Source organism: Bremerella cremea (genome assembly GCF_003335505.1).
GTDB lineage: Bacteria > Planctomycetota > Planctomycetia > Pirellulales > Pirellulaceae > Bremerella > Bremerella cremea_A.
The window spans coordinates 49788-68957 of sequence record NZ_QPEX01000024.1 but is presented as its reverse complement, the minus strand read 5'-3'; the positions used below and the strand labels follow the sequence as shown (position 1 = coordinate 68957).

Annotated in this window: 18 protein-coding genes and 1 tRNA gene; 15 read left to right on the top strand and 4 right to left on the bottom strand. The window is 51.8% G+C overall.

Going from position 1 to position 19170, the window contains the following annotated elements; all coding sequences use genetic code 11:
* Nucleotides 1-8 precede the first annotated feature (8 nt).
* The 9 genes from DTL42_RS11645 to DTL42_RS11605 all read left to right on the top strand — a co-directional run bounded on the left by DTL42_RS11645 (nt 9) and on the right by DTL42_RS11605 (nt 11539).
* Nucleotides 9-764, top strand: a complete 756-nt coding sequence (locus tag DTL42_RS11645; RefSeq protein WP_114368902.1) for a hypothetical protein — start codon at nt 9-11, stop codon at nt 762-764.
* 481 nt (nt 765-1245) lie between these two features.
* The gene (locus DTL42_RS11640) at nt 1246-2286 is read left to right on the top strand and encodes a DUF1559 domain-containing protein (RefSeq protein ID WP_114368901.1); all 1041 of its coding nucleotides are present in this window, start codon (nt 1246-1248) and stop codon (nt 2284-2286) included.
* Between the two features lie 82 nt (nt 2287-2368).
* Complete coding sequence (locus tag DTL42_RS11635) at nt 2369-2731, top strand: hypothetical protein (protein WP_147274254.1); 363 nt, start codon at nt 2369-2371, stop codon at nt 2729-2731.
* 251 nt (nt 2732-2982) lie between these two features.
* Nucleotides 2983-3471 (top strand): hypothetical protein, encoded by a 489-nt coding sequence (locus tag DTL42_RS26760; protein ID WP_234824174.1) that lies wholly within the window; start codon nt 2983-2985, stop codon nt 3469-3471.
* A gap of 167 nt (nt 3472-3638) precedes the next feature.
* A complete protein-coding gene (locus DTL42_RS11625; protein WP_234824173.1) occupies nt 3639-4379 on the top strand; it encodes a tetratricopeptide repeat protein in 741 nt (246 codons plus the stop codon).
* A 340-nt stretch (nt 4380-4719) separates the two neighbouring features.
* Entirely contained in the window at nt 4720-5805 is a 1086-nt protein-coding gene (gene serC / locus DTL42_RS11620; RefSeq protein ID WP_114368899.1) for a 3-phosphoserine/phosphohydroxythreonine transaminase, read from the top strand.
* A 57-nt stretch (nt 5806-5862) separates the two neighbouring features.
* Nucleotides 5863-7485 carry a phosphoglycerate dehydrogenase gene (serA, locus tag DTL42_RS11615; RefSeq protein ID WP_114368898.1) on the top strand — a complete coding sequence of 541 codons (1623 nt, stop codon included), beginning with the start codon at nt 5863-5865 and terminating at the stop codon, nt 7483-7485.
* A gap of 201 nt (nt 7486-7686) precedes the next feature.
* The gene (locus DTL42_RS11610) at nt 7687-8463 is read left to right on the top strand and encodes a M48 family metalloprotease (protein WP_147274253.1); all 777 of its coding nucleotides are present in this window, start codon (nt 7687-7689) and stop codon (nt 8461-8463) included.
* Between the two features lie 124 nt (nt 8464-8587).
* Nucleotides 8588-11539, top strand: coding sequence for a PAS domain S-box protein (locus DTL42_RS11605; protein ID WP_114368896.1), 2952 nt, complete (start codon nt 8588-8590; stop codon nt 11537-11539).
* An 8-nt stretch (nt 11540-11547) separates the two neighbouring features.
* Here DTL42_RS11605 and DTL42_RS11600 read toward each other — a convergent pair whose 3' ends face one another.
* Nucleotides 11548-12381, bottom strand: coding sequence for a glycerophosphodiester phosphodiesterase (locus DTL42_RS11600; protein ID WP_114368895.1), 834 nt, complete (start codon nt 12379-12381; stop codon nt 11548-11550).
* Nucleotides 12382-12455: 74 nt separating this feature from the next.
* Between DTL42_RS11600 and DTL42_RS11595 the strand changes: the two genes are divergently transcribed.
* Nucleotides 12456-13088: a magnesium-dependent phosphatase-1 gene (locus DTL42_RS11595; RefSeq protein WP_234824172.1), complete on the top strand. Its 633-nt coding sequence runs from the start codon at nt 12456-12458 to the stop codon at nt 13086-13088.
* A 20-nt stretch (nt 13089-13108) separates the two neighbouring features.
* On the opposite strand, the gene DTL42_RS11590 is transcribed toward DTL42_RS11595, so the two are convergent.
* Entirely contained in the window at nt 13109-14467 is a 1359-nt protein-coding gene (locus DTL42_RS11590) for a purple acid phosphatase family protein (protein ID WP_114368893.1), read from the bottom strand.
* A gap of 674 nt (nt 14468-15141) precedes the next feature.
* Between DTL42_RS11590 and DTL42_RS11585 the strand changes: the two genes are divergently transcribed.
* From DTL42_RS11585 to DTL42_RS27125, 3 genes are read left to right on the top strand one after another with little or no spacing between them, the layout of a single operon-like run.
* Nucleotides 15142-15990 (top strand): hypothetical protein, encoded by an 849-nt coding sequence (locus tag DTL42_RS11585; protein ID WP_114368892.1) that lies wholly within the window; start codon nt 15142-15144, stop codon nt 15988-15990.
* Nucleotides 15968-16216, top strand: a complete 249-nt coding sequence (locus tag DTL42_RS11580) for a hypothetical protein (protein ID WP_114368891.1) — start codon at nt 15968-15970, stop codon at nt 16214-16216. The genes DTL42_RS11585 and DTL42_RS11580 overlap by 23 nt, the downstream gene beginning before the upstream one ends.
* Complete coding sequence (locus DTL42_RS27125; protein ID WP_114368890.1) at nt 16213-16551, top strand: type II toxin-antitoxin system PemK/MazF family toxin; 339 nt, start codon at nt 16213-16215, stop codon at nt 16549-16551. The genes DTL42_RS11580 and DTL42_RS27125 overlap by 4 nt, the downstream gene beginning before the upstream one ends.
* 361 nt (nt 16552-16912) lie before the next feature.
* Here DTL42_RS27125 and DTL42_RS11565 read toward each other — a convergent pair.
* A tRNA-Leu gene (locus DTL42_RS11565) sits at nt 16913-16998 on the bottom strand.
* Nucleotides 16999-17715: 717 nt separating this feature from the next.
* Between DTL42_RS11565 and DTL42_RS11555 the strand changes: the two genes are divergently transcribed.
* Nucleotides 17716-17979 carry a hypothetical protein gene (locus DTL42_RS11555; RefSeq protein ID WP_114368887.1) on the top strand — a complete coding sequence of 88 codons (264 nt, stop codon included), beginning with the start codon at nt 17716-17718 and terminating at the stop codon, nt 17977-17979.
* Between the two features lie 173 nt (nt 17980-18152).
* The gene (locus tag DTL42_RS11550; RefSeq protein ID WP_114368886.1) at nt 18153-18833 is read left to right on the top strand and encodes a hypothetical protein; all 681 of its coding nucleotides are present in this window, start codon (nt 18153-18155) and stop codon (nt 18831-18833) included.
* A gap of 9 nt (nt 18834-18842) precedes the next feature.
* On the opposite strand, the gene DTL42_RS11545 is transcribed toward DTL42_RS11550, so the two are convergent.
* Nucleotides 18843-19169 carry a gamma-butyrobetaine hydroxylase-like domain-containing protein gene (locus tag DTL42_RS11545; RefSeq protein ID WP_114368885.1) on the bottom strand — a complete coding sequence of 109 codons (327 nt, stop codon included), beginning with the start codon at nt 19167-19169 and terminating at the stop codon, nt 18843-18845.
* Between the last annotated feature and the right edge of the window lies 1 nt (nt 19170).

Below are 19170 nucleotides of genomic sequence, written 5' to 3'. Positions count from 1 at the left end.
AAGATCCCGTGACGTTTGATGAGTTTGAAATCACGCTGCAAGATTGGCTCGACGAAGGTCGCTTGGCCGAGGTGGAGATATTAATCCCCTTGGTTCGAGAGTCGGATCGCGAGCAGTGTCAAGAACTCTTGGATACCTATCGGGCTCTCTTTGTCGGCTTGGCTGCCAAGGCCTCTGTGCCTGGGGAGGAGTCCCCCTCTGCTGCTATCGCTGCGAGGCCCCAGCCTGTCCCCGTGAATACCGCTGGGCAGAGCCGAATCGCAGCGAAAGGGCTTTTGGCGCTGGCAGCCTGCTTGGCGATCGTCGCCATGATGCCAGGTTTGTTGCCTTTTGGTGGTGGGGCGAGTGATCCGGTTGCCAGCCCGGTGGCACAGTCCAACCCAATCAAGGCGACTGCGACCAACGGTTCTATTTTGGCCCAAGCGAATTCGTCTTTGGTGGTCGAAGAGAGCGGTTTTTCGTTGTTTACGACGGCTTCGCTCGAACCTTTGGCCCGTGGAATGGCCAGTCAGACCGATACGGCATTCCGCTCGCTGAATCAGGTTTCGCGAGACTATAACCCGATCGATCAGCCTATCGCCGCCTATCGCGAAGCAGCTCCACTGATCGAGACCCTTACCGACGGATTTTTGCCAGGCACACGCTCGCTGAGCAGCGCGTTTTCTGTCTTGAAAGAGTCAGCCACCGATCCCGTGCCTCACGCTGCCAACACCCAACAGCAACCCGCTGATAACGGCACGCCTGAAAATGCCGCAGTGATCTAGCCGTTTGCGGCATTTAAAAAAATCCTTGGTTGCTGGGTCGCTCTAAATACATACGCTTCCGCTTGGCAAGGTCTTATAGGCAACGCCAAGTAAATCGTCTGTAATCCTGGCCTCGTAGCTTGGTCTTGTTGATCATGAGAATTCTCTTGAAATCATGATGCGTCCCAGATCTGCGATGGGGATTCAGCTGAAGGTGAATCTCCTCACTCTAAATCTCTGTGGAAAGTGATTCCGCTGTCTACAGATGAAACGCAAGATCAAAGCTTCAATTTCGCTCGATCGTCGCGGTCCTAGTTCGTCCTGGCTCAATCCCTAAGTCATTCAGCAGGAAGAATTGCCTTTTCTATAGAACTTGCCGGAATACCCTCTTGGGGTGGTGCATTTTTTTGGTGGATTTATTTATTTTAAGTGACAGTCCCTCCAGGCGGTCGCTTGAGTCTTCTTGTCCGTCCCATTCTAACCTCTCTAGGAAACGTTAATCATGCATTCTTCTGAAATGCGCCATCGTGCGCGGTTCGGCTTCACGCTTGTTGAACTATTAGTGGTGATCGCCATTATTGGTGTACTTATTGCGCTTCTTCTTCCCGCAGTGCAGCAAGCAAGAGAAGCAGCTCGCCGAGGCCAATGTCTCAATAACTTGAAACAACTGGCACTTGCGATGCACAATTTTCATGACACGAATAAGGGATTTCCCAAGAATACCTACGGTCCCAATGCTGGGGTCTCGTGGTCGGGATGGCATTTGTTAAGTGCAAGCTACAAGGTGCTTCCCTTCATTGAACAGGAAAATCTTTATAACCAGTTCGACTTGGGCGGCACTTGGAGCTACAACCAGAATGGCCCTATGCAGGTAAAGGTGGAAGCGTTCCTTTGTCCATCCGCGCCTATTGCTCCAAGTTCTTCCACTATTAGTTGGGGCGGTCCTGGTTCGAATTATGCATGGTGCTCGGGTAGTTCGCCGTACACGGCACATTCGTGTACCCGAGCAAACTGCAACGGGATGATTACCACAAAAGACGTGACGCGCATGGCCGATGCAACCGATGGTTTGTCCAACAGCATCTTTTGCTCAGAGATTTTATCTGGCGACGGAATTGCTAATACGCCACGCTATCCTTTCGATGTGTTTTACACTGGTAGTGATTCTGCATTTGATGCCATCGTGAATAAGAATTTCCCCACCCAGGCCGAAATCGACGCGATCGGTCAGTCGGTCGAATCGAGTCCATCAGGTGAACGCAGCAATAATGGTGCCTTGTGGGCTTGGTATTCCCACGGCCAGTCGATTTTTAATGCTTCGACTCCTCCGAACTGGAAGCATCCTTCCGTGGGAGGGAACTGTTGCCCTGGTGGTGCTCATGACTGGGGGCGGGGATTCATTGGAGCACGCAGTATGCACCCTGGTGGCGTTAATACTGGCATGGGGGACGGGTCAGTACGTTTCGTTCCTGAAACGGTCAACTTGATGGTTTGGCAGCAAATGGCAAATAGCCGTGATGGCAAGCCGTACGAGATGCCGTAAGTGTTGAGCCTCTTTCGATATTCCCTTCATGGCGGGGCTCGTCATGCCTCGCCTTTTCTGTTTGCCACTTTCGGAGCTACGAATGCTGCCTGCCTCAAGCCAATGGGTTGTTCTACCACTGTTGCTCTTGGTCCCGCTGATTGGATGTGCAAAATCTAGCCAACAAGAACGCGTGATTCCCTTGAAGGCATCCGCCTCGATGGAAGAAGCTCGGTCGCTACTAGAAAATTATGCCCAAGGCTCTCCTGTAACAAGTGAAGCCGATTCTTTCGATACCTTAGTGGAAGGCGTACGAAAGGAAGACCCTAAGGCCGCCAACATCCTTTCAGAAGCGTTTAAGCAGATCAAAGAGAATCCAGGTTCTCGTGCCAAGGCCGCCAAGAATGCCTTGAAGCAACTGCCCGCAAAAGAAGAACCGCAGCCCGCTGCTGAATCGAGTGAATAGCCCACCGGTTCTTCGTGCAAATCAATTCCAAAGCCGTTCGCCCTGCCGGGTGAGCGGCTTTTTTTGTTGGCCATCGCTGGCTGGGCAGGAGGTGGTCTGTTTTACGTAGGTGGATAGGTCCGGCTAATCCGTACTATCGGAACAACCATAAGACTTTGCGGAGTGTTGAAACTTTGCCACATGCCTCACCGATACGTTGATTATTCCCAACGCATCCTCCCCAGATACTCAAGTTGACGGAGTTTACCACCGTGGCCAAAGCAAAGACGACTACCCGCAAGACAACAACTGCCAAAACTGCCACCAAAAGCCGTAGCACCAAGGCCAGCAAGGCAAAATCGGGTGAACAGGAAGTGGTGATCGATCGCCGTCGAACGGATCGACGTACCAAAGCAGCTGCTGAGAAAGCCGCCAAGGCTGCCCCTGCTGTGGAAGAAAAGAAAAAGCCGGAAGTCGAGCAGCCCAAGATCGAGCGTCGTGAGAAGGTAAACCGCCGCCGCCAGATCGACCCGACAACTTGCGAACGGGACTACACCAACGACGAAATTGAATTCATGCAGGCTCTGGATGCCTACAAGCGTTCAAGCGGTCGGATGTTTCCGACTTGCAGTGAAATTTTAGAAGTGATTCGCGATTTGGGTTATACCCGTAACGGCGCGATGCCAGAAACGGTGGAAGAAGTCGAAGATTGCGAAGAAGTGCCTGCGTTTTCGGAGCAAGTGCCTGCAATCGAAGGCTAAAAAAGTAGCCAGTACCAACTCACCTTGCTAGCGACCTCGGGAGGCCATTTCGGTCTCCCGAGGTCTTTTCTTGAGAGAATTCGTCTTGATTTGGGAAGAAGTCGCCATTATTCTCCCACGACGAATTTCAATATAGATTCCTGAACCCAGGACGCGGGGTTGATGACGTGCATCGACAAGCCACTTTTCGCCAACATCTGATTTACCTGTTTCTGTTGCTGCCAATGCTGCTATTGGGCACTGGCTGCCAGATGGCGGCTTCGGGCTACAATGTTGCCGGTGTTCGCTCTGTAGAAGAAGGCCAACCTCAAGTAGCCATCACGCAGTTTCAAAAGGCACGTAACCACGATCCGACTAATCCCGACGCTTACTACAATTTGGCTGCGACCTACCATCAGATGGCCAAGCAGACCAACGACCGAACCCTGATGCACCAGGCCGAGCAGCTCTATAACCAATGCTTGGATCTCGATCCCAATCATACGGAATGTTATCGAGGATTGGCCGTTCTGTTGATCGATACCCAACGAAACGATAGTGCGTTCACGCTGATGGAACGTTGGGAACAGCGTTCGCCTCAGCTGGCCGATCCTAAGATCGAACTGGCCCGGCTTTACCAGGAATATGGCGATAAAGAGAACGCCAAGAACCAATTGAATCAAGCGTTGGCGGTCGATGCCAACAATGCTCGGGCTTGGGCGGCGCTGGGAAGCTTGCGTGAGCAATCGGGCGAACTAGGTCAAGCTTTGGCTAACTATCAGCGTTCGTATCAGCTAAATAGCTTAGATGCTGGTGTCGGGACGCGGATTGCCACCTTGCAGCGTCAAGGCATTCAGAGCGAAGTGCCAATGGCACCCAACAGCGGTACCCAAATGGCTCAAGGGGCGAATAATCGCCAGCGATATTAATGTGCGTTTAAACGCAGATGCGATGTATCTAATTGCGCAGCCTTCTCTGGCTGTGTGCGTGCTGGCCTGAAATGGCCCATGCTAACGCTTGCTCATTGTCGTCCTTTAGGGTGCGACAAATTGTCTTACGAACCCCCTCAGCCGATCTGTATCCCTCTGTTATGACTCGATTTGTGCCCGGCGGTTTCAATTCTGCCGAGTAGGGCAGGGGGCCGCTTCTATCGAAGCCGAATTCCTCGTAAAATTTGGGTTTACTCACTGCTTACCGGTTCCGCCTGGGCTGTCTCGTCGGGAGACGCAGGTGAGTTAATCGGTCGCCATCCTCTTAGAGCCGACTGTCATGCCAGAACGCGTTTTCAATTTCTCCGCTGGTCCTGCCGTCATGCCCCTGCCTGTGCTTGAAGAAGCCCAGCGCGATTTGCTCGCCCTGCCAGGCGTCGGTAGTTCGGTGATGGAACTGAGTCACCGCGGTAAGCCGTACATGGCGATTCATGCCGATGCCAAGACGCGTCTTGTTTCGCTGTTGAACATTCCCGATACGCATGACGTCCTATTCCTGCAAGGTGGTTCGCGTCTGCAGTTTTCGATGATCCCTATCAATTTGTTGAAAGGGACCGACAAGACGGCTGATTACATCTTGACCGGTAGCTGGGGAAAGAAGGCCCTGGAAGAAGCGGTTAAAGAAGGCAAAACCAATGTGGCCTGGGATGGCAAGCCAACCAACTACAACTGCTTGCCCAAGCAGGCCGATCTGAAGCTGACTCCGGATGCCGCCTACGTTCACATGACCTCGAACGAAACGATCCAAGGGGTGCAGTTCCAGGCCGAACCGGAAGTCGGCAACGTACCACTGGTCTCGGATCTTTCGTCCGATTTCATGAGCCGCCCGGTCGACGTTTCCAAGTACGGTTTGATCTACGCTTGTGCCCAAAAGAACGCCGGTCCTGCTGGCGTGACTGTGGTGATCATTCGGAAGGACTTGATGGAACAGGCCAGCAGCGATCTGCCAGGCTATTTGGTCTATCGTAACCACGCCGAAAACGACTCGATGTGGAACACCCCGCCGACCTTTGGCATTTACTTGCTGGGCTTGGTCTGCAAGTGGCTACAGGAAGACATGGGCGGCCTCGAAAAGATCCAAAAGCAAAACGAAGCCAAAGCCAAGCTCTTGTACGATGCGATCGATCAGTCGAATGGTTTCTACATCGGTCATGCCTTGCCGGAAGATCGTTCGATGATGAACGTCACTTTCAAGCTGGGGGACGAAGAGTCTGAAAAGCGATTCCTGGCCGAAGCAAACGAAGTGGGCCTGACCCAATTGGGCGGGCATCGCAGCGTCGGTGGTGTTCGTGCTTCGATTTACAACGCGATGCCGGTCGAAGGCGTCGAGAAACTTCGTGACTTCATGCTGAAGTTCAAGAAGTAAATATTCCAAACCAACCTAACCTCGCTGGCAAACCCTCAACCGCCAAAGAAACGCATCATGCCTAAAGTTATTGTTCTCGATACGCTTGCTCAGGAAGGTCTTGATCTTTTGGATCAGGCCCCGGGTATTGAATACGAAGTTCGCACCGGCCTGAAAGGGGAAGAACTGCGTAGTGCCCTCAACGAATTCGACGGGGCGATCTGCCGTAGTGGCGTGAAGATCACTGCCGAATCGTTGGAAGGCAACACCAACTTGAAGGTGATCGCCCGGGCTGGGGTCGGTACCGATAACATCGATTCCAAAGCAGCCGCCCGGCATGGCATCGTGGTGATGAACACGCCCACCGGCAACACCATCAGCACGGCCGAACATGCGTTCTGCTTGATGATGGCGCTTTCTCGTAACGTACCGGCTGCCAATCAAAGCTTGGTAGAACGACGTTGGGATCGAAAGAAGTACATGGGGACGCAGTTGGCCGACAAAACGCTGGGCGTGGTCGGCTTGGGCCGCATCGGGCTGGAAGTCGCCAAACGGGCTCTAGCCTTCGAGATGCGAGTGATTGCCTACGATCCATTCGTTAGCCCGGAGCGAGCTGCCGAACTGGGGATCGAGCTTTCGCCCACCGTGCCAGAGATGCTCCCGCACATTGATTATCTGACCGTCCATACTCCGCTTACTCCGGAGACGAAGGACATGATCAGTGCCGAGTCAATCAAGCTGTTGAAGCCAGGTGCGCGGTTGATCAACTGTGCTCGAGGTGGCATCTACAACGAAGAAGCTTTGGTGGAAGGTTTGAAGTCGGGGCACCTTGGCGGTGTGGCTTTGGACGTTTACGCCGAAGAGCCTTGCACGGATAGCCCGCTGTTCGGCATGGAGAATGTCGTTTGCACGCCACACTTAGGGGCCAGCACCGAAGAGGCTCAGACGCAGGTGGCAGTCGAAGCGGTTCAATTGGTGGTTAACTATTTAACGACCGGCGAAATCCGCCATGCCGTTAACGTCGCTCCGCTCGACCCCAAAACGCTTGAGAACATTCGTGGTTACCTCGATGTGGCTTATCGTTTGGGTTTGGTCGCTGCTCAGGTTCATTCTGGCGGTGTCAAATCGGTAAAGTTGACTTATCGCGGCGAAGTTAGCAGCAAGAATACGAAATTGCTGACCGCTTCGTTCTGTGCTGGTTTCCTGGCCAAGGCCTTGGAAGACGAGCCAAATATTATCAACTCCGAGATGTTGCTCCTCGATCGGGGTGTCGATCTTTCGACCGAAACCAGCACCGAGCTGGGCAGCTTCAGCAGCAGCATTACCGCTACGATCGAAGAAGGGGGCAAGTCCCATCAGATCGGGGGCACGTTGTTCGGCAGCAATATGCCTCGTTTGATCTTGCTTGATGGCCAGCGTCTGGAAGCTTACCTCGACGGCACGCTGTTCGTGTTTGCCCACAACGATGTTCCTGGCATCATTGGCAAGGTGGGAACGATCTTTGGCAACCACCAGATCAATATCGCTCAGATGGCGGTTGGTCGTTCCAGTGTTACGCCAGGCAGCGCTGTCGGTGTGTTGAATCTAGATGGCCTGCCAAGCGAAGCTTCGGTCAAAGAAGTGATGAGCAGCGATAACATCACCAGCTGCAAGGTGATCGAATTGCCTGCCTCTGGCGAAATGCCAAGCTGGATGCGATAAGTTCGCTTTAATCCGTAGAATCGTAAAAACCGGCAAAGCACATTGTTTGCCGGTTTTTTATGCGCATGCTCGCAATTGATCTGGCACCCGAGCGAATTATTCTGAGTAGGAGCGAGATTTTTTCGCCCCGTTCTTCTCTAGGTGCTATTGTTGCTTCCGCTCTCTCTTATATCGTTTTTCGCCGTAAGTTCCGCAGGCTGGGTGCTTTCGCCATTCACGGCGATGCTTATCCCTTTGTTGGCGGTGATCGGTTACCCCTTATTGGCACGTTGGCTTTTTCCATTGCGAAAGCTCTCGGATGGACAAAGCCTGAAGCTTTTGCAATCGCTCCCTGCGGGGAATGAGGACTTCGTGCAACGGTTGCGAGTTTGCGACACCGGCGAACGAATCTGCAACGCGGCAGTCGTGGGGTGCTTGCCGGGCTTTTCGTTTGTTTTGGTCAGCGATGCTTTGTTCACCCAGCTTTCTCCACGGGGTGTCGCCGCCATCGTGGCTCACGAGATGGGGCATCTCAAGCTGTGGCATGTGCCAATGCGGATTTGCATCGTGTTTGCTGGCGGGATTCTAGGACTGGCCCTTGTGCAACAAGCCGAACAGTTAAGTGCCTGGCAAACCGTTGCCCAGATTGGTGCCATGTTAGCGACCGCTGGCTATATGGGACTCATGCTGCACATGGTGGCTCCACTGCTGGAGTTTCACGCCGATGCTTATGCCGTTGACACGTTGAGTCGCCAATGCGGCGATCGTCGCCAAGGGGTACGCGACCTAACGAAGGCATTATCACGGTTGACGCTGCTATCTGGTGTTCGCCCAGATCAAAAAACATGGCTATACCCCAGTTTTGAGGAGCGTCGCCAGGCAATTCTAAGCCAACAAAGCTCCCCCCATTTTCGCCATCGTCTGCAGTGGATGTTGGGGATTGTGCTATTTAGCCAACTTGTTCTGATTGTGGTTGGCATTCTAGTAGTCGCAAACTAACACAAAAGCTTGCGACTTTCCGAGCGGAGAGATATTTCGGTTTTGACGGACCGGTATCCTTGCGAGATAATCAGGCGATGATTTCTTTGCCCTCCCGGTTCCTTGAAGCCGAAGTTCGTCGATCGTGAATCTTCTTCGCAAATACTTTTTTCTTGGGGCGGTACCCGCGCTGATTGCGGTTGGTCTGGCTACGGTTCTCGATTCCTACATTACCCAGGGCCTGCTGCAAGAGCAGATCGACCAGACCATGTGGGCTAACCTCGACGCGAAGCGGAACGAGGTTAAGTTCTTTATGGACGAAAAGCTTGCCTTGCTGAAGGCGATTGCTTCGATGCCTCTGCTTAAAAATGGCGAAGTGCCCGAGATCGTGAGCTTTCTCAAGTCGCAAGAGAGTGGCACTCCCCCCAAGATTGAACGGCTCTACTTTTACGAGATGAACGGCAAGGTTCACGCCGCGAACGGCTCGAATTTCAATGTGGCTGATCGTGACTATTTTCCTGGGCTCTTACGTGGAGAGACCGTGATTACACGGATCTTGAAAAGCCGCGATTCAGGAAGAGATATTCTGCTGATGATCGTGCCTGTCTTTGGTGAAGATGGTACTCAGCGTGGCGCTTTTGGGCTCTCGATTCTTGACTCGGAATTGGTCAACTTTGTGCGTTCGATGGAAGTGAGGCAAGGTGGTTTCTTGGCATTAATGGATGATGCCAATCATTTGATTGCAGCCACAGGGATGGCCGATTTTCTGAAAGAACACTCCAATCTCGCTCAGACCCCAAAGCTGGTGAACAAGGACGGCGAAAGCTATTTAGTTTCGGTTGCAGATGTGCCCGATACCTATTGGAAATTGGTCGAGGCGATTCCCGAGGCCCGCATCACGACGGTCTACAATCGCCTTGCCTGGTCTAAAATTACTGCTGTTGCTTGCGGATTGACGGCTGCAGTGATCTTGGCCCTGTTCTTCAGCGAGCGGACGCTACGGCCGTTACAAGAGATCATTCAGACGATACACCGTTATGCGCGTGGTGAACAAGCCGTTCGCATCACTTCCAAACGCTCAGGAGAGTTCGCTATCCTGGCCGATTCTTTTAACAATATGGCCGACGAATTGGATGTGGCTAGCCAGCGTCAGGAAGCCCACCTGAGAACGATCGAAACTAGTGAAACACGCTTTCGCCTTTTGTTTGATGGGGCCGCGGACGCTATCTATGTGCGTGATTTACAAGGGAAGATCATTGATGCCAATCAGGAGGCTTGTCATAGCTTAGGATACCTTCGCGAAGAACTTATTGGCATGTCAGTGGCCGATATCGATCTCGACTGGAATCTAGCGGATGGGATGCGGGTGTGGAATGAACTCGCACGCAACGGTCGCAACTATCATCCACTGGTGGAACGCGTCCATCGACGAAAGGATGGAACGACATTTCCTGTTGAAATACGGCTGACAGTCTTGGAACGAGCCGGACAATCGTTTGTTATGTCGGCAGCTCGTGATGCAACTCTGCGGAAGGCGGCGGAACAGCAGACGCAAGCGGCCAAGGAATTCGCTGAGAATGTAATCAGCGCGTCACCTGGAATCATCTACATCTTTGATCTCGCATCTGAATCGATTGTGTTCGCTAACGATAATATGGAGCGACAACTCGGTTACTCTAAGGAAATCATCGAGCAACTCGGATCCAAGTTTTATGTGGAAGCTTTTCATCCTGATGATTTGCCGCGCATCATCCAATCACATCGTAACTGGTTCGAATCGGACGAACCGGCGGTACGACGTGACAACCTCCGTGTGCGGCATAAGAACGGAGATTGGCTTTGGTTTGATATTCAGCGTGTGGTCTTTCAGCGAAATAGCAAGGGTGAGCCTACCCAGATAATGGGAATCGCCGTTAACATCACCGACCGCATTCGTGCCGAAGAGCAATTGCGGTGGGAGAAGGCCCTCTTGGATCAAGTGATGGAAACAAGCGTTGCTTCGATCATGGTGGTGAACGCCGAAGGAGCGATTCAGTTTTTGAATACCGCCCTAGAGAATTCCTTGCGGGTTGGTCGTAATGAACTTGTCGACAAGGTGATTTACACGTTCCCCTGGCAATTGTTTGATTTATCGGGCAATCCTCTGCCTGACGAGTGCCGTCCTTTTGCGAGAGTTAGCAAGTCGCAGAAATCGGTCTACGATATTTGCTATCGAATTCGGTTTGCACCGGATGACGAGATGATCGTTTCGATTAATGGCGCTCCTTTGTTTGATCAGGACGGGGCGTTTGCCGGAGGAGTATTTGCGTTAACTGATATTACCGAGCGAATTGAATCGGAAAGGGTACGCGAAGCACTCATTCGTAATTTAGAAGCAACTAACGCCGAGCTTAAACAGTTTACCTATACCGTCTCGCACGACCTGAAGTCACCGCTGATTACCATCAAAGGTTTTCTGGGCATCTTAAGTGAAGACTTGGCCAATAACGATCAGAAAGCCATTCAGGAAGATCTTACCATCATCGGTTCAGCCGCCGACGGTATGAAACAATTGCTGGACGACCTGCTAGAACTTTCACGGATTGGTCGTAACCTGAAAACGCGTTCGACCATTTCGTTGCAAGAGGTGATTGGTGAGGCCATCACGCTGTTGGCTGGCGAAATTGAAGCACGCGGGGCAGAAGTGGGCAATGCGTGTAGCGAACTGACCATCTTTGGCGATCCGGTTCAGATTCGTCAGCTCATGCAAAACTTGATCGACAATGCGATTAAGCATAATCGTGAGGCTAACCCTCAGGTCAATATTTCGGCGACGAAGGACGAAGACTTTGTCGTTGTCGAAGTGACCGACAATGGGCCTGGGGTCGCAGTTGAATTTCAGGAACGCATCTTTCAATTGTTCGACAAGCTTGATCCCGACTCAGGTGGAACAGGGATCGGGCTGGCCATTGTAAAGCGAATCATCGATTTTCATGGCGGCACAATCAAGTTAGAGTCGGATGGCCAGGGGCACGGCTGTAAATTCATTTTACGTTTGCCAGCGGGGCCCCAAGCTCACAACGCTTTACTCGCTTTTCAAGAGCCATCGTTGCCGTAGGCAACGAGCTACTTGTTTTCGCTGGTGACCGCCGCACGAATCTCAGCTGGTTTATCGGTTGTTATCGAATCAAACCCAAGTTCTGCATAACGTTGTGCTTGCTGCGGATCGTTGACTGTCCACACATGGCATTCGATGCCCGCATCGCGGATTGCTTTGACAAATTCAGGCGTTACCACGGTATCGTTGGCTTGGGTACCAAGTCCAGTGGCACCGGTTTTTTTAAGTGTTTTCACAACCGATTCAAGCGATGGGCTCCACTTGCCCGATAGCTTGTTTTGTTTGTAGCTGGTTAGCCAGCTTGCTTTATGTTGCGGCATTTTTTCGCGGCACTGGCTTACCACTTCTTCGTTGAAGCAGATGAAGATAACTTGCTCGTCTTTCAGGTTGGCCTTCTTCAATGCTGCTTGAAGCGGCTCGACGATTTCAGGGCCAGACTTGATCTCGATGAAAATCTTGCCGTTTTCGGGAATGGTGGCCAGCACTTCTTCTAAGGTTGGAATCTTTTGGCCAGCGTACTTGGGGGCTTTCCAAGTGCCGACATCAATCGCACGAAGTTCTTCCAGCGTCGAGTCCTCGATCTTTAATTTAGCTGTTCCGCCTGAGGTACGTTCGGTGTTCTTGTCGTGGATGCAGACAATTGCTCCATCCTTGGTCAGATAGAAGTCTCCTTCCACGACATCGGCATCTTGCTGCCAGGCTTCCTGAAACGACGCCAAAGTGTTTTCTGGGGCGACGAACGAGGCACCACGATGGGCAACGATCATTTGTGCTTGTCCTGTGCTGGGGAAACATCCAAATGCCGCGAAGGCCACAAGTGATAATCCAAGCCAGATACGCATCCAAAAATCCTCTATATAAGCAGTGAGTCGCTTTAATGGTGAAAAGCACGTATTATAGTCGCCAGAGGCTGCCTTTGCCCCAGCCTGCAGCGAAGCAGTGGTTAAAGAAACATGAAGAATCGTGCTGCCTGAGTGAAGCCGATCGTCGGGGCCCGTTTCTTGCTCCGACACGGCTGCTGTTAGCAGAGAACGAGACGTTCACTCACTCACTCAATTTTACGGAGCTAAAATCGTTGCCTGGTCCCAGCCTGATTGTGTTTGATCTTGACTTCACGTTATGGGACTGCGGAGGGACATGGTGTGATTGCCTGAGTCCCCCGTTTCGTATCGATCAGAAGCGGATCGTCGATCGCACACAACGCCACATTCGTTGCTACGACGATGTGGAAGCGATTCTCGACTACTGCAATCAGCAAGCGATTCCGCTGGCCTTGGCTTCACGCACGGAACAGCCAAGGTGGGCTAAGGAACTGTTAGATCTGTTGGCGATCACGCACCGTTTCGCCTTTGCCGAGATCTACCCCTCGTCGAAAGTACGGCATTTTTCTGCCTTGCGAAAGGATAGCGGCGTTGCGTACGAAAAGATGCTTTTCTTTGATGACGAAATGAGGAACATCCGCGAAGTGGGCGACTTAGGCGTGACCGCCGTGCATGTCGCCAACGGAATGACCATGGAATTGTTTCGCGCCCATGTCGACCGCTTTTAACAGGCAACGCTGCGAGGCGTTTACTCGGCCGCCGCCTGTTTCTTCACGATCGGGCCTTCGATGAGTTGGTTGATTTCTCCGGCTTGTTTCTTCAGTGTGAAACTATCGTAGATCTCACCAACCGCAGTACGCGCTTCGTACGTCAGGGTGTTCCCATCGACCGAGATAATTTGATAAAGCTGCGTGTTCGCGGCAGTGCTATTCATGAACGGTTCTGGAGCGAGGCTATACATCTTCGGCCCACTTACCGACACCACATAGACGGTGCCTGTTTTACCGTCGAAGTTGTTGACTCCGGTCGGAATGTTCTTCTCTTGTTTGCCTTCTTCGCTAGAAACAAGCGGCGTTTCGAGCCCGGTTCGACCGTAGGTATGGTCGTGCCCTTGCAGCACCAGGTCGACCTTGTACTTGTCGAAGATCGGTTTCCAGGTGTTTCGTAGTTTTTCGTTGTCTCTGCCTTTGCCGGTCGAGTAGACCGGGTGATGGAACGTACAAACGACCCAAGGTTTGTCGTTGTCTTGCAATACCTTGGTCAGCCATTTGGCTTGAACTTCGAGATCTTCCGAACTGTTCATGGCGACGATCAGCATGTTGCCAAAGCTCAGCGTGTAACAGGTTTCCTCCATGCCAGCCGGGCCGTTTTCAGGCAAGGCGAACGAAGGACGCCAGTGATGAGTTAGACGACGCTCGCCGTTCTCTTGCTTTGCTTGTTCGTGATTGCCTGGCACGGGAACGCTGGGGATCATGGCGTTCAGAAACGAGCCAGCTCCGAACCATTCGCCCCACTCGGCATCGTTTTCCGCATGATTGATCAGGTCGCCAGCGTGTAACATGAACGCAGCTTTCGGGGCGTCGCTGTACGCTTCCCGAATCACTCGCGACCACTTCGAGCGTATGTCGTTCTGCGCGTCACCAAAATAGATGAACGAGAACTTGTCTTCGTTTTCGCGCGGTGTCGAAAACTGAAACCACTCGCTCCAGTTCTCACCATGCCCCACGCGGTAGGCGTACTTCGTCCCTGGCTGCAGATCTTGAAATTCGACCGTGTGAAAATTGGCCGTATTGATATCGGTCTCAAGCGGCTGCGTCTGGGCAACAACTTGCTTGGCTTTCTCATCGAACTTGGGGGAACCATCGGCCACCGCGATTTCGGCATAGGCTTCGGCAACATCGGTGGAAGTACGCCAAGTCACTGCCTGCGAAGTGGCTGGATCGCCCGTCCAGGTCAAAATAATGCGGTCAGGCATCGCGGTAGGAGCATAATACGCGGCCGGCTCGACCTTCACCGCGTGTTCGTGTCCATCATGTGCCAGTGCAGAGCTGCCAACCAGAAAGAAGACCAACAGGCATCGCTGGACGAGAGGGCCAAACGTTTTCATCGACTTCTCCAAAATGAGAACAAGCAAAATCGGCTCTCAAGAGGTGAGGATATGGTGGCTGATCCCCCGAAGGGGTCGGTATCCAGGAAGAAAACCAATCCAGGCGATTGTTTCGCAGGTTGGTTAAGAGTTCATGATCGCAAACGCGAATCATGATGAAGATGAAACCGAGGCCTGGCCGGCAGAGAGCTTTCAACCGCTACCACCGGCCAACGATTGACCCAAAAGAAAGATAAGTGGCCGAGGCGGGGATCGAACCCGCACGATGGTTACCCATCGCAGGATTTTAAGTAAGGCACTAGGGCTTCCAGGATATCTGTAGGGCAAGTAAATGCCCTGTTTCCCCGGTGTTTCTTGCCCTCTGGGCATCTACGCTTATCCCCAGATAGCGCCATTTGGTTTGGTTTTTGGTTTGGTAAGGCTGAGCCGAATTGCCTACAATCTTGGGTTGTTTGTTATCTTAAGCGAACTTCGCTAGTTGGCGTATTGTCAATATCGGTTCTTGAATGGAGACTGGAAATATTGTAAAATTCAAGGTTCAACTGTGGACAAGGACCTGCATAGAAGGTATTCATACAACCCACCTCCCGAATCTGTGTTGTTTTGGCTTTTTTTCAAGAAGCTATCGACGTTGAGCGTAATTAGGGATGATGCTTAAGAAGTAAAGGCGATTCATGCTAGGCGAACCAAGGGCGATTCTTTTTCACACGGAATTAGAGTTTCTTCCGATTGATGAGCTTAGCTTCGGAAAGGCGTTTGGACGGAAACTCTATGCTCAGATGGCACAGCTTCCTGTTGAAACGGCTTATGACAATATCGAAATGACATCTAGCACGATTACTCTTTCAACGGATCGTAGTTCATCGAGCAGGTCGTCTATCGAACTCAGAAAGCACTCGCTGACAATTGAGGAATTAAAGCCAGATTTTGAGGTTGAGACTTTTCAGGACATTGTCTCGCAAATACTGCAAGCGGTCAGAGACGTCGACCACCGGTGTCCTCCGGTTGTAATGCAGAGATGTAAGATTCACTGTTTGGCACAGCCGCATAACGTGCGAAACTCGCTTGATTTGCTCGCCGGGCGAGTGGCGAGTGTAATGGACAAAATCGATCCTTTTGAACGCCCGCCATCATTTTTCGGAGTGCGATTTCGCTTTATGCCTCCGGAGATGTTTGCCCACGATCATGTTGATGATGGTCAAGGCGATGCTTCGGAGGAGACGACAACGGATTATCAAATTACAGAGGTGGATGACTCGACGCCCAGGCACCATGGCAGTTTCGTGACCATGCGGTTTGAAACGTATGCTCAAGATATTAGGCAAGTATGGATGGAGATCGCGTCGACATATCCGGTACTTCCGCCAATTGACTTAGATTCGCAAAATTTTGACCCGATACTTAGCAACATTGACGAGACATACAAGTTTGTTACTGAAAAGGGAAGGGCATTCCTCGGGCAATTTGATGTCTCGGATAACGAAAATAAGGATGATGAGAATGAAATGGGCAACGCCGAATAAGCAAATCATAGAAACCACACAAAAGTCAACGCATCACGATCCCGCGTTCGACTCGAATTTTAATGCACAGTTGCCTGATCAAGAAAACGGAGTGACGTGCCTTGCGGAAAATGATGATGACGAAATATCGACCATGCAGCAGCTAATTGTAGGGGAGTCGGCATTGTCTTTCTGGAATGAGCCAGAAGAAGACGTATACACCATGGATGATGGCGAGCCGCTATGATTCCTGGAGAGATTTATCTATGTAACTTTCCATTTTCTGGCGGTGTCGGTTCGAAGCCTAGACCTGTTGTGGTTATTTCCAGGTCTGGTGCTAATAGGGGACCGGATGTCATCGTGCTCCCGATAAGTTCAACAACTGCAAGTCGAAATGCTCCCTTCGCATTCGCAATAGACTCGACTTCACCCAATTTTCCCCAAACAGGTCTCAGGCAATCTTCAACAGTGAAATGTTCAAAGCCTTTCACGATTGAAAAAACGCTTATTGCCAGGCGGTTGGGTTCTTTTCACGCGAGTGATCTCGCATCGATTAAAGGCATATTTTTATCTGTTTTTTAGCGGTTCATTTTGACGCTATACAACGAACCCGCTCAAAACGCCACACTGGCAATTTATTCTCTCCTCAGGCGGTAACCGCCAATCGCCAGGAAAGCGGCAAGAATATCCGCCTACGGTGAATTCCCCGGCAACGGGCACCTCTTGGCCGTCCGCCTCGGAATGCGTTTCCCGGGTGGTTGAGCCGTGAACGGAAAGCCATTCTTTGGTCATGGCCAGCCCTGACTCAGCTTCGATTTGTTGAATGCTCTGTTAGGAGAATGAGAGCGGGCTATAGCAGAGCTTGAGATGAAACCGAGGCCTGGCCGGCAGAGAGCTTTCAACCGCTACCACCGGCCAACGATTGACCCAAAAGAAAGATAAGTGGCCGAGGCGGGGATCGAACCCGCACGATGGTTACCCATCGCAGGATTTTAAGTCCTGTGCGTCTGCCAATTCCGCCACTCGGCCAGAGTGGAAATCTTGCAGGGTTAGTCAAGGATAATTTACAGATCGCAAAAGTTTTTTGACGACCGGCAACCCAAACTACCCCAACGGGGTTATATTAGTGGCACTTGGCTGTTTCGCATTGTGACATTCGACGGTCGGAATCACAAGTGGATTAAGCACAAAGTTATTGGCGATAGGTACTTATCGACCGTTTTGGCGACTGCCATTACGGCATTTTGATCGACTTTTAGCCCAACATTGAAACGGTTTCGACGAAGTAGCATCATAACTTCATACTTCGTTCGTTTGAGATTTAAGAAAGAGGGCTATCGTTATGAACTACCGGCAGCCAAGCGTCGTAGAGACTTTAATATGGCTCGCTGCCGCCTTAATTGCTGCATTTGTGGCAATTGGGGTGACCTTACTGATGGCAATGGTAGGGGCGGCGATGCTCGTGGCCAAGATGGCAAGTGAGGCGGCTCGCTCGGTCTTCGAGAATCTTTTCGGGGGCAGGGCGATTCACAGACAGCGTTCCAGGGAACAAGGAGTTCGACCGACAATCGTCGAAGGTCAAGTTCTTCGCCGAAACGGATAGTTTCGGCATAGAAATTGCTTAAGGGGAGTGAGCTCAAAGAACGAAGTGCCAAACGTGCGTAAAGCCGAGTGAACTTCGCAGGCAAACTTTGGGTCCTTTAAGTATTGGTAACCTGACCTTTTGAGGACTGGCGAGCGAAGACAATGATCGCACCTCGACATTTCAATCGAACCGGCACGTCTGCGGCGGAAAGGCTGGACGTGGTTTTATCCCCGATGGGCAAAACGTTCGTCGATGGGAATCAAGTGGTTTTGCAAGAACTGCTTGCCAAACTATGTGGCGGTACCCTCTGTGGTAATACGCGCGTCCGCATTTTTGCAGGGTCCGCGTGCCGCTTTGATCATCTAGCCGATGTCTATCGTTTGTGCAAAGAGCACGGCATCAACAAAGTTGAGCTTGTGGCCTAGAGACTTTTTCAGGCTTTCTCGCCAAACGGTATGTGTATTGAGAGGAACCGCGCAAGCTTTCCTCTTTTGCCCAGGCCGAAGCGAGCATGTTGCTGCGAAAAGGGCGTCAATTGACCTCGTTGTGTCGCCCAACCTAAAATAAGTCCTCAACCACGCCCGTTTAGGACTTTCATATGGCAAGCGATTTAACAAGTGACCCGGTTCGTTTGGCGGTGGCTATCTGTCCGTTGGCGGCTTACTTGTTGTTGATTGGCTTTATCAATCTTCGCCGCAGGCCGTTCATCACCTCGGGTGGGCGGGACTCGCTGGCTTTGGCCATTGGGCTAAGTGGTTTAGCTTTGATCGGCCCCCTGGCTTTAATGATGCCAAGTTGGTCAATTCAAACCTATGGTGGCTATGCCTGGGTGATGATGCTGACCTTATATTTTTTGCTGGTCACCTTCGTTATCTTGATCAGCCGTCCGCGGATCATTGCTTACAACACGACGATCAAGAATCTCCGCCCCCTGTTAAGGGAGGTGGCCGATGGTCTTGATCCAGCGGCACGTTGGGCAGGCGAAACTTTGTTTCTGCCGACGATGCAATTGCATCTGATCTTGGAAGAAGACCACGGTACGCGAAACGTGCAAATCAAATCGGTTGGCTCCCGGCAAGACTTCAGCGGTTGGCGGCAGTTAGAGCTTGCCCTAGTGAACGCCCTGCGTCAGCACCAGAAGCAATCGATGAACCTGTACGGGATTTTCCTGCTGAGCGTGGGCATGTTAATGTTGCTCGCCGTCTGCGTACACGTTTACCTGCACGGGTATTTTCTCGATAGCTTTTGGCACGATTTCTACTTTGACGTCGAAGTGTAATTTGCCTAGCTACGGCTCAAGCGACTCGCCTAGTTGGTAGAGATACTCGTAAGTAAAGATGCCTGAGTCGTGCCCGTCGCTAAAGATGATCTGGTATGCGTAGTGCCCAACCGGCTGCATTCCTTGGATGGTCAAGGACGCCAGTTCTGCGGGGCTGAGCACGGTAAGTTCGTTTGAGGGTTTCTGCTCGACGTGCGATTTCTTTTCGCGGGTCAGCGCGTCGGGGCTTGCTTCGCGAAGATCGCGGGGGCGATAGACGCGAATCGTGTCATCGCTCCAATCAATGCGAAGTCGCCCGTCCGGCAGCAAAGCCAAAGCAGTGGGGTGAGGGGGCATA

Coding starts and splice junctions, on each gene's coding strand:
- DTL42_RS11585 (WP_114368892.1), top strand. CDS start 15,142: ATGCTAGGCGAACCAAGGGCGATTCTTTTTCACACGGAATTAGAGTTT.
- DTL42_RS11555 (WP_114368887.1), top strand. CDS start 17,716: ATGATCGCACCTCGACATTTCAATCGAACCGGCACGTCTGCGGCGGAA.
- DTL42_RS11580 (WP_114368891.1), top strand. CDS start 15,968: ATGAAATGGGCAACGCCGAATAAGCAAATCATAGAAACCACACAAAAG.
- serC (WP_114368899.1), top strand. CDS start 4,720: ATGCCAGAACGCGTTTTCAATTTCTCCGCTGGTCCTGCCGTCATGCCC.
- DTL42_RS11545 (WP_114368885.1), bottom strand. CDS start 19,169: ATGCCCCCTCACCCCACTGCTTTGGCTTTGCTGCCGGACGGGCGACTT.
- DTL42_RS11600 (WP_114368895.1), bottom strand. CDS start 12,381: ATGCGTATCTGGCTTGGATTATCACTTGTGGCCTTCGCGGCATTTGGA.
- DTL42_RS11550 (WP_114368886.1), top strand. CDS start 18,153: ATGGCAAGCGATTTAACAAGTGACCCGGTTCGTTTGGCGGTGGCTATC.
- serA (WP_114368898.1), top strand. CDS start 5,863: ATGCCTAAAGTTATTGTTCTCGATACGCTTGCTCAGGAAGGTCTTGAT.
- DTL42_RS11590 (WP_114368893.1), bottom strand. CDS start 14,467: ATGAAAACGTTTGGCCCTCTCGTCCAGCGATGCCTGTTGGTCTTCTTT.
- DTL42_RS11635 (WP_147274254.1), top strand. CDS start 2,369: ATGCTGCCTGCCTCAAGCCAATGGGTTGTTCTACCACTGTTGCTCTTG.
- DTL42_RS11640 (WP_114368901.1), top strand. CDS start 1,246: ATGCATTCTTCTGAAATGCGCCATCGTGCGCGGTTCGGCTTCACGCTT.
- DTL42_RS27125 (WP_114368890.1), top strand. CDS start 16,213: ATGATTCCTGGAGAGATTTATCTATGTAACTTTCCATTTTCTGGCGGT.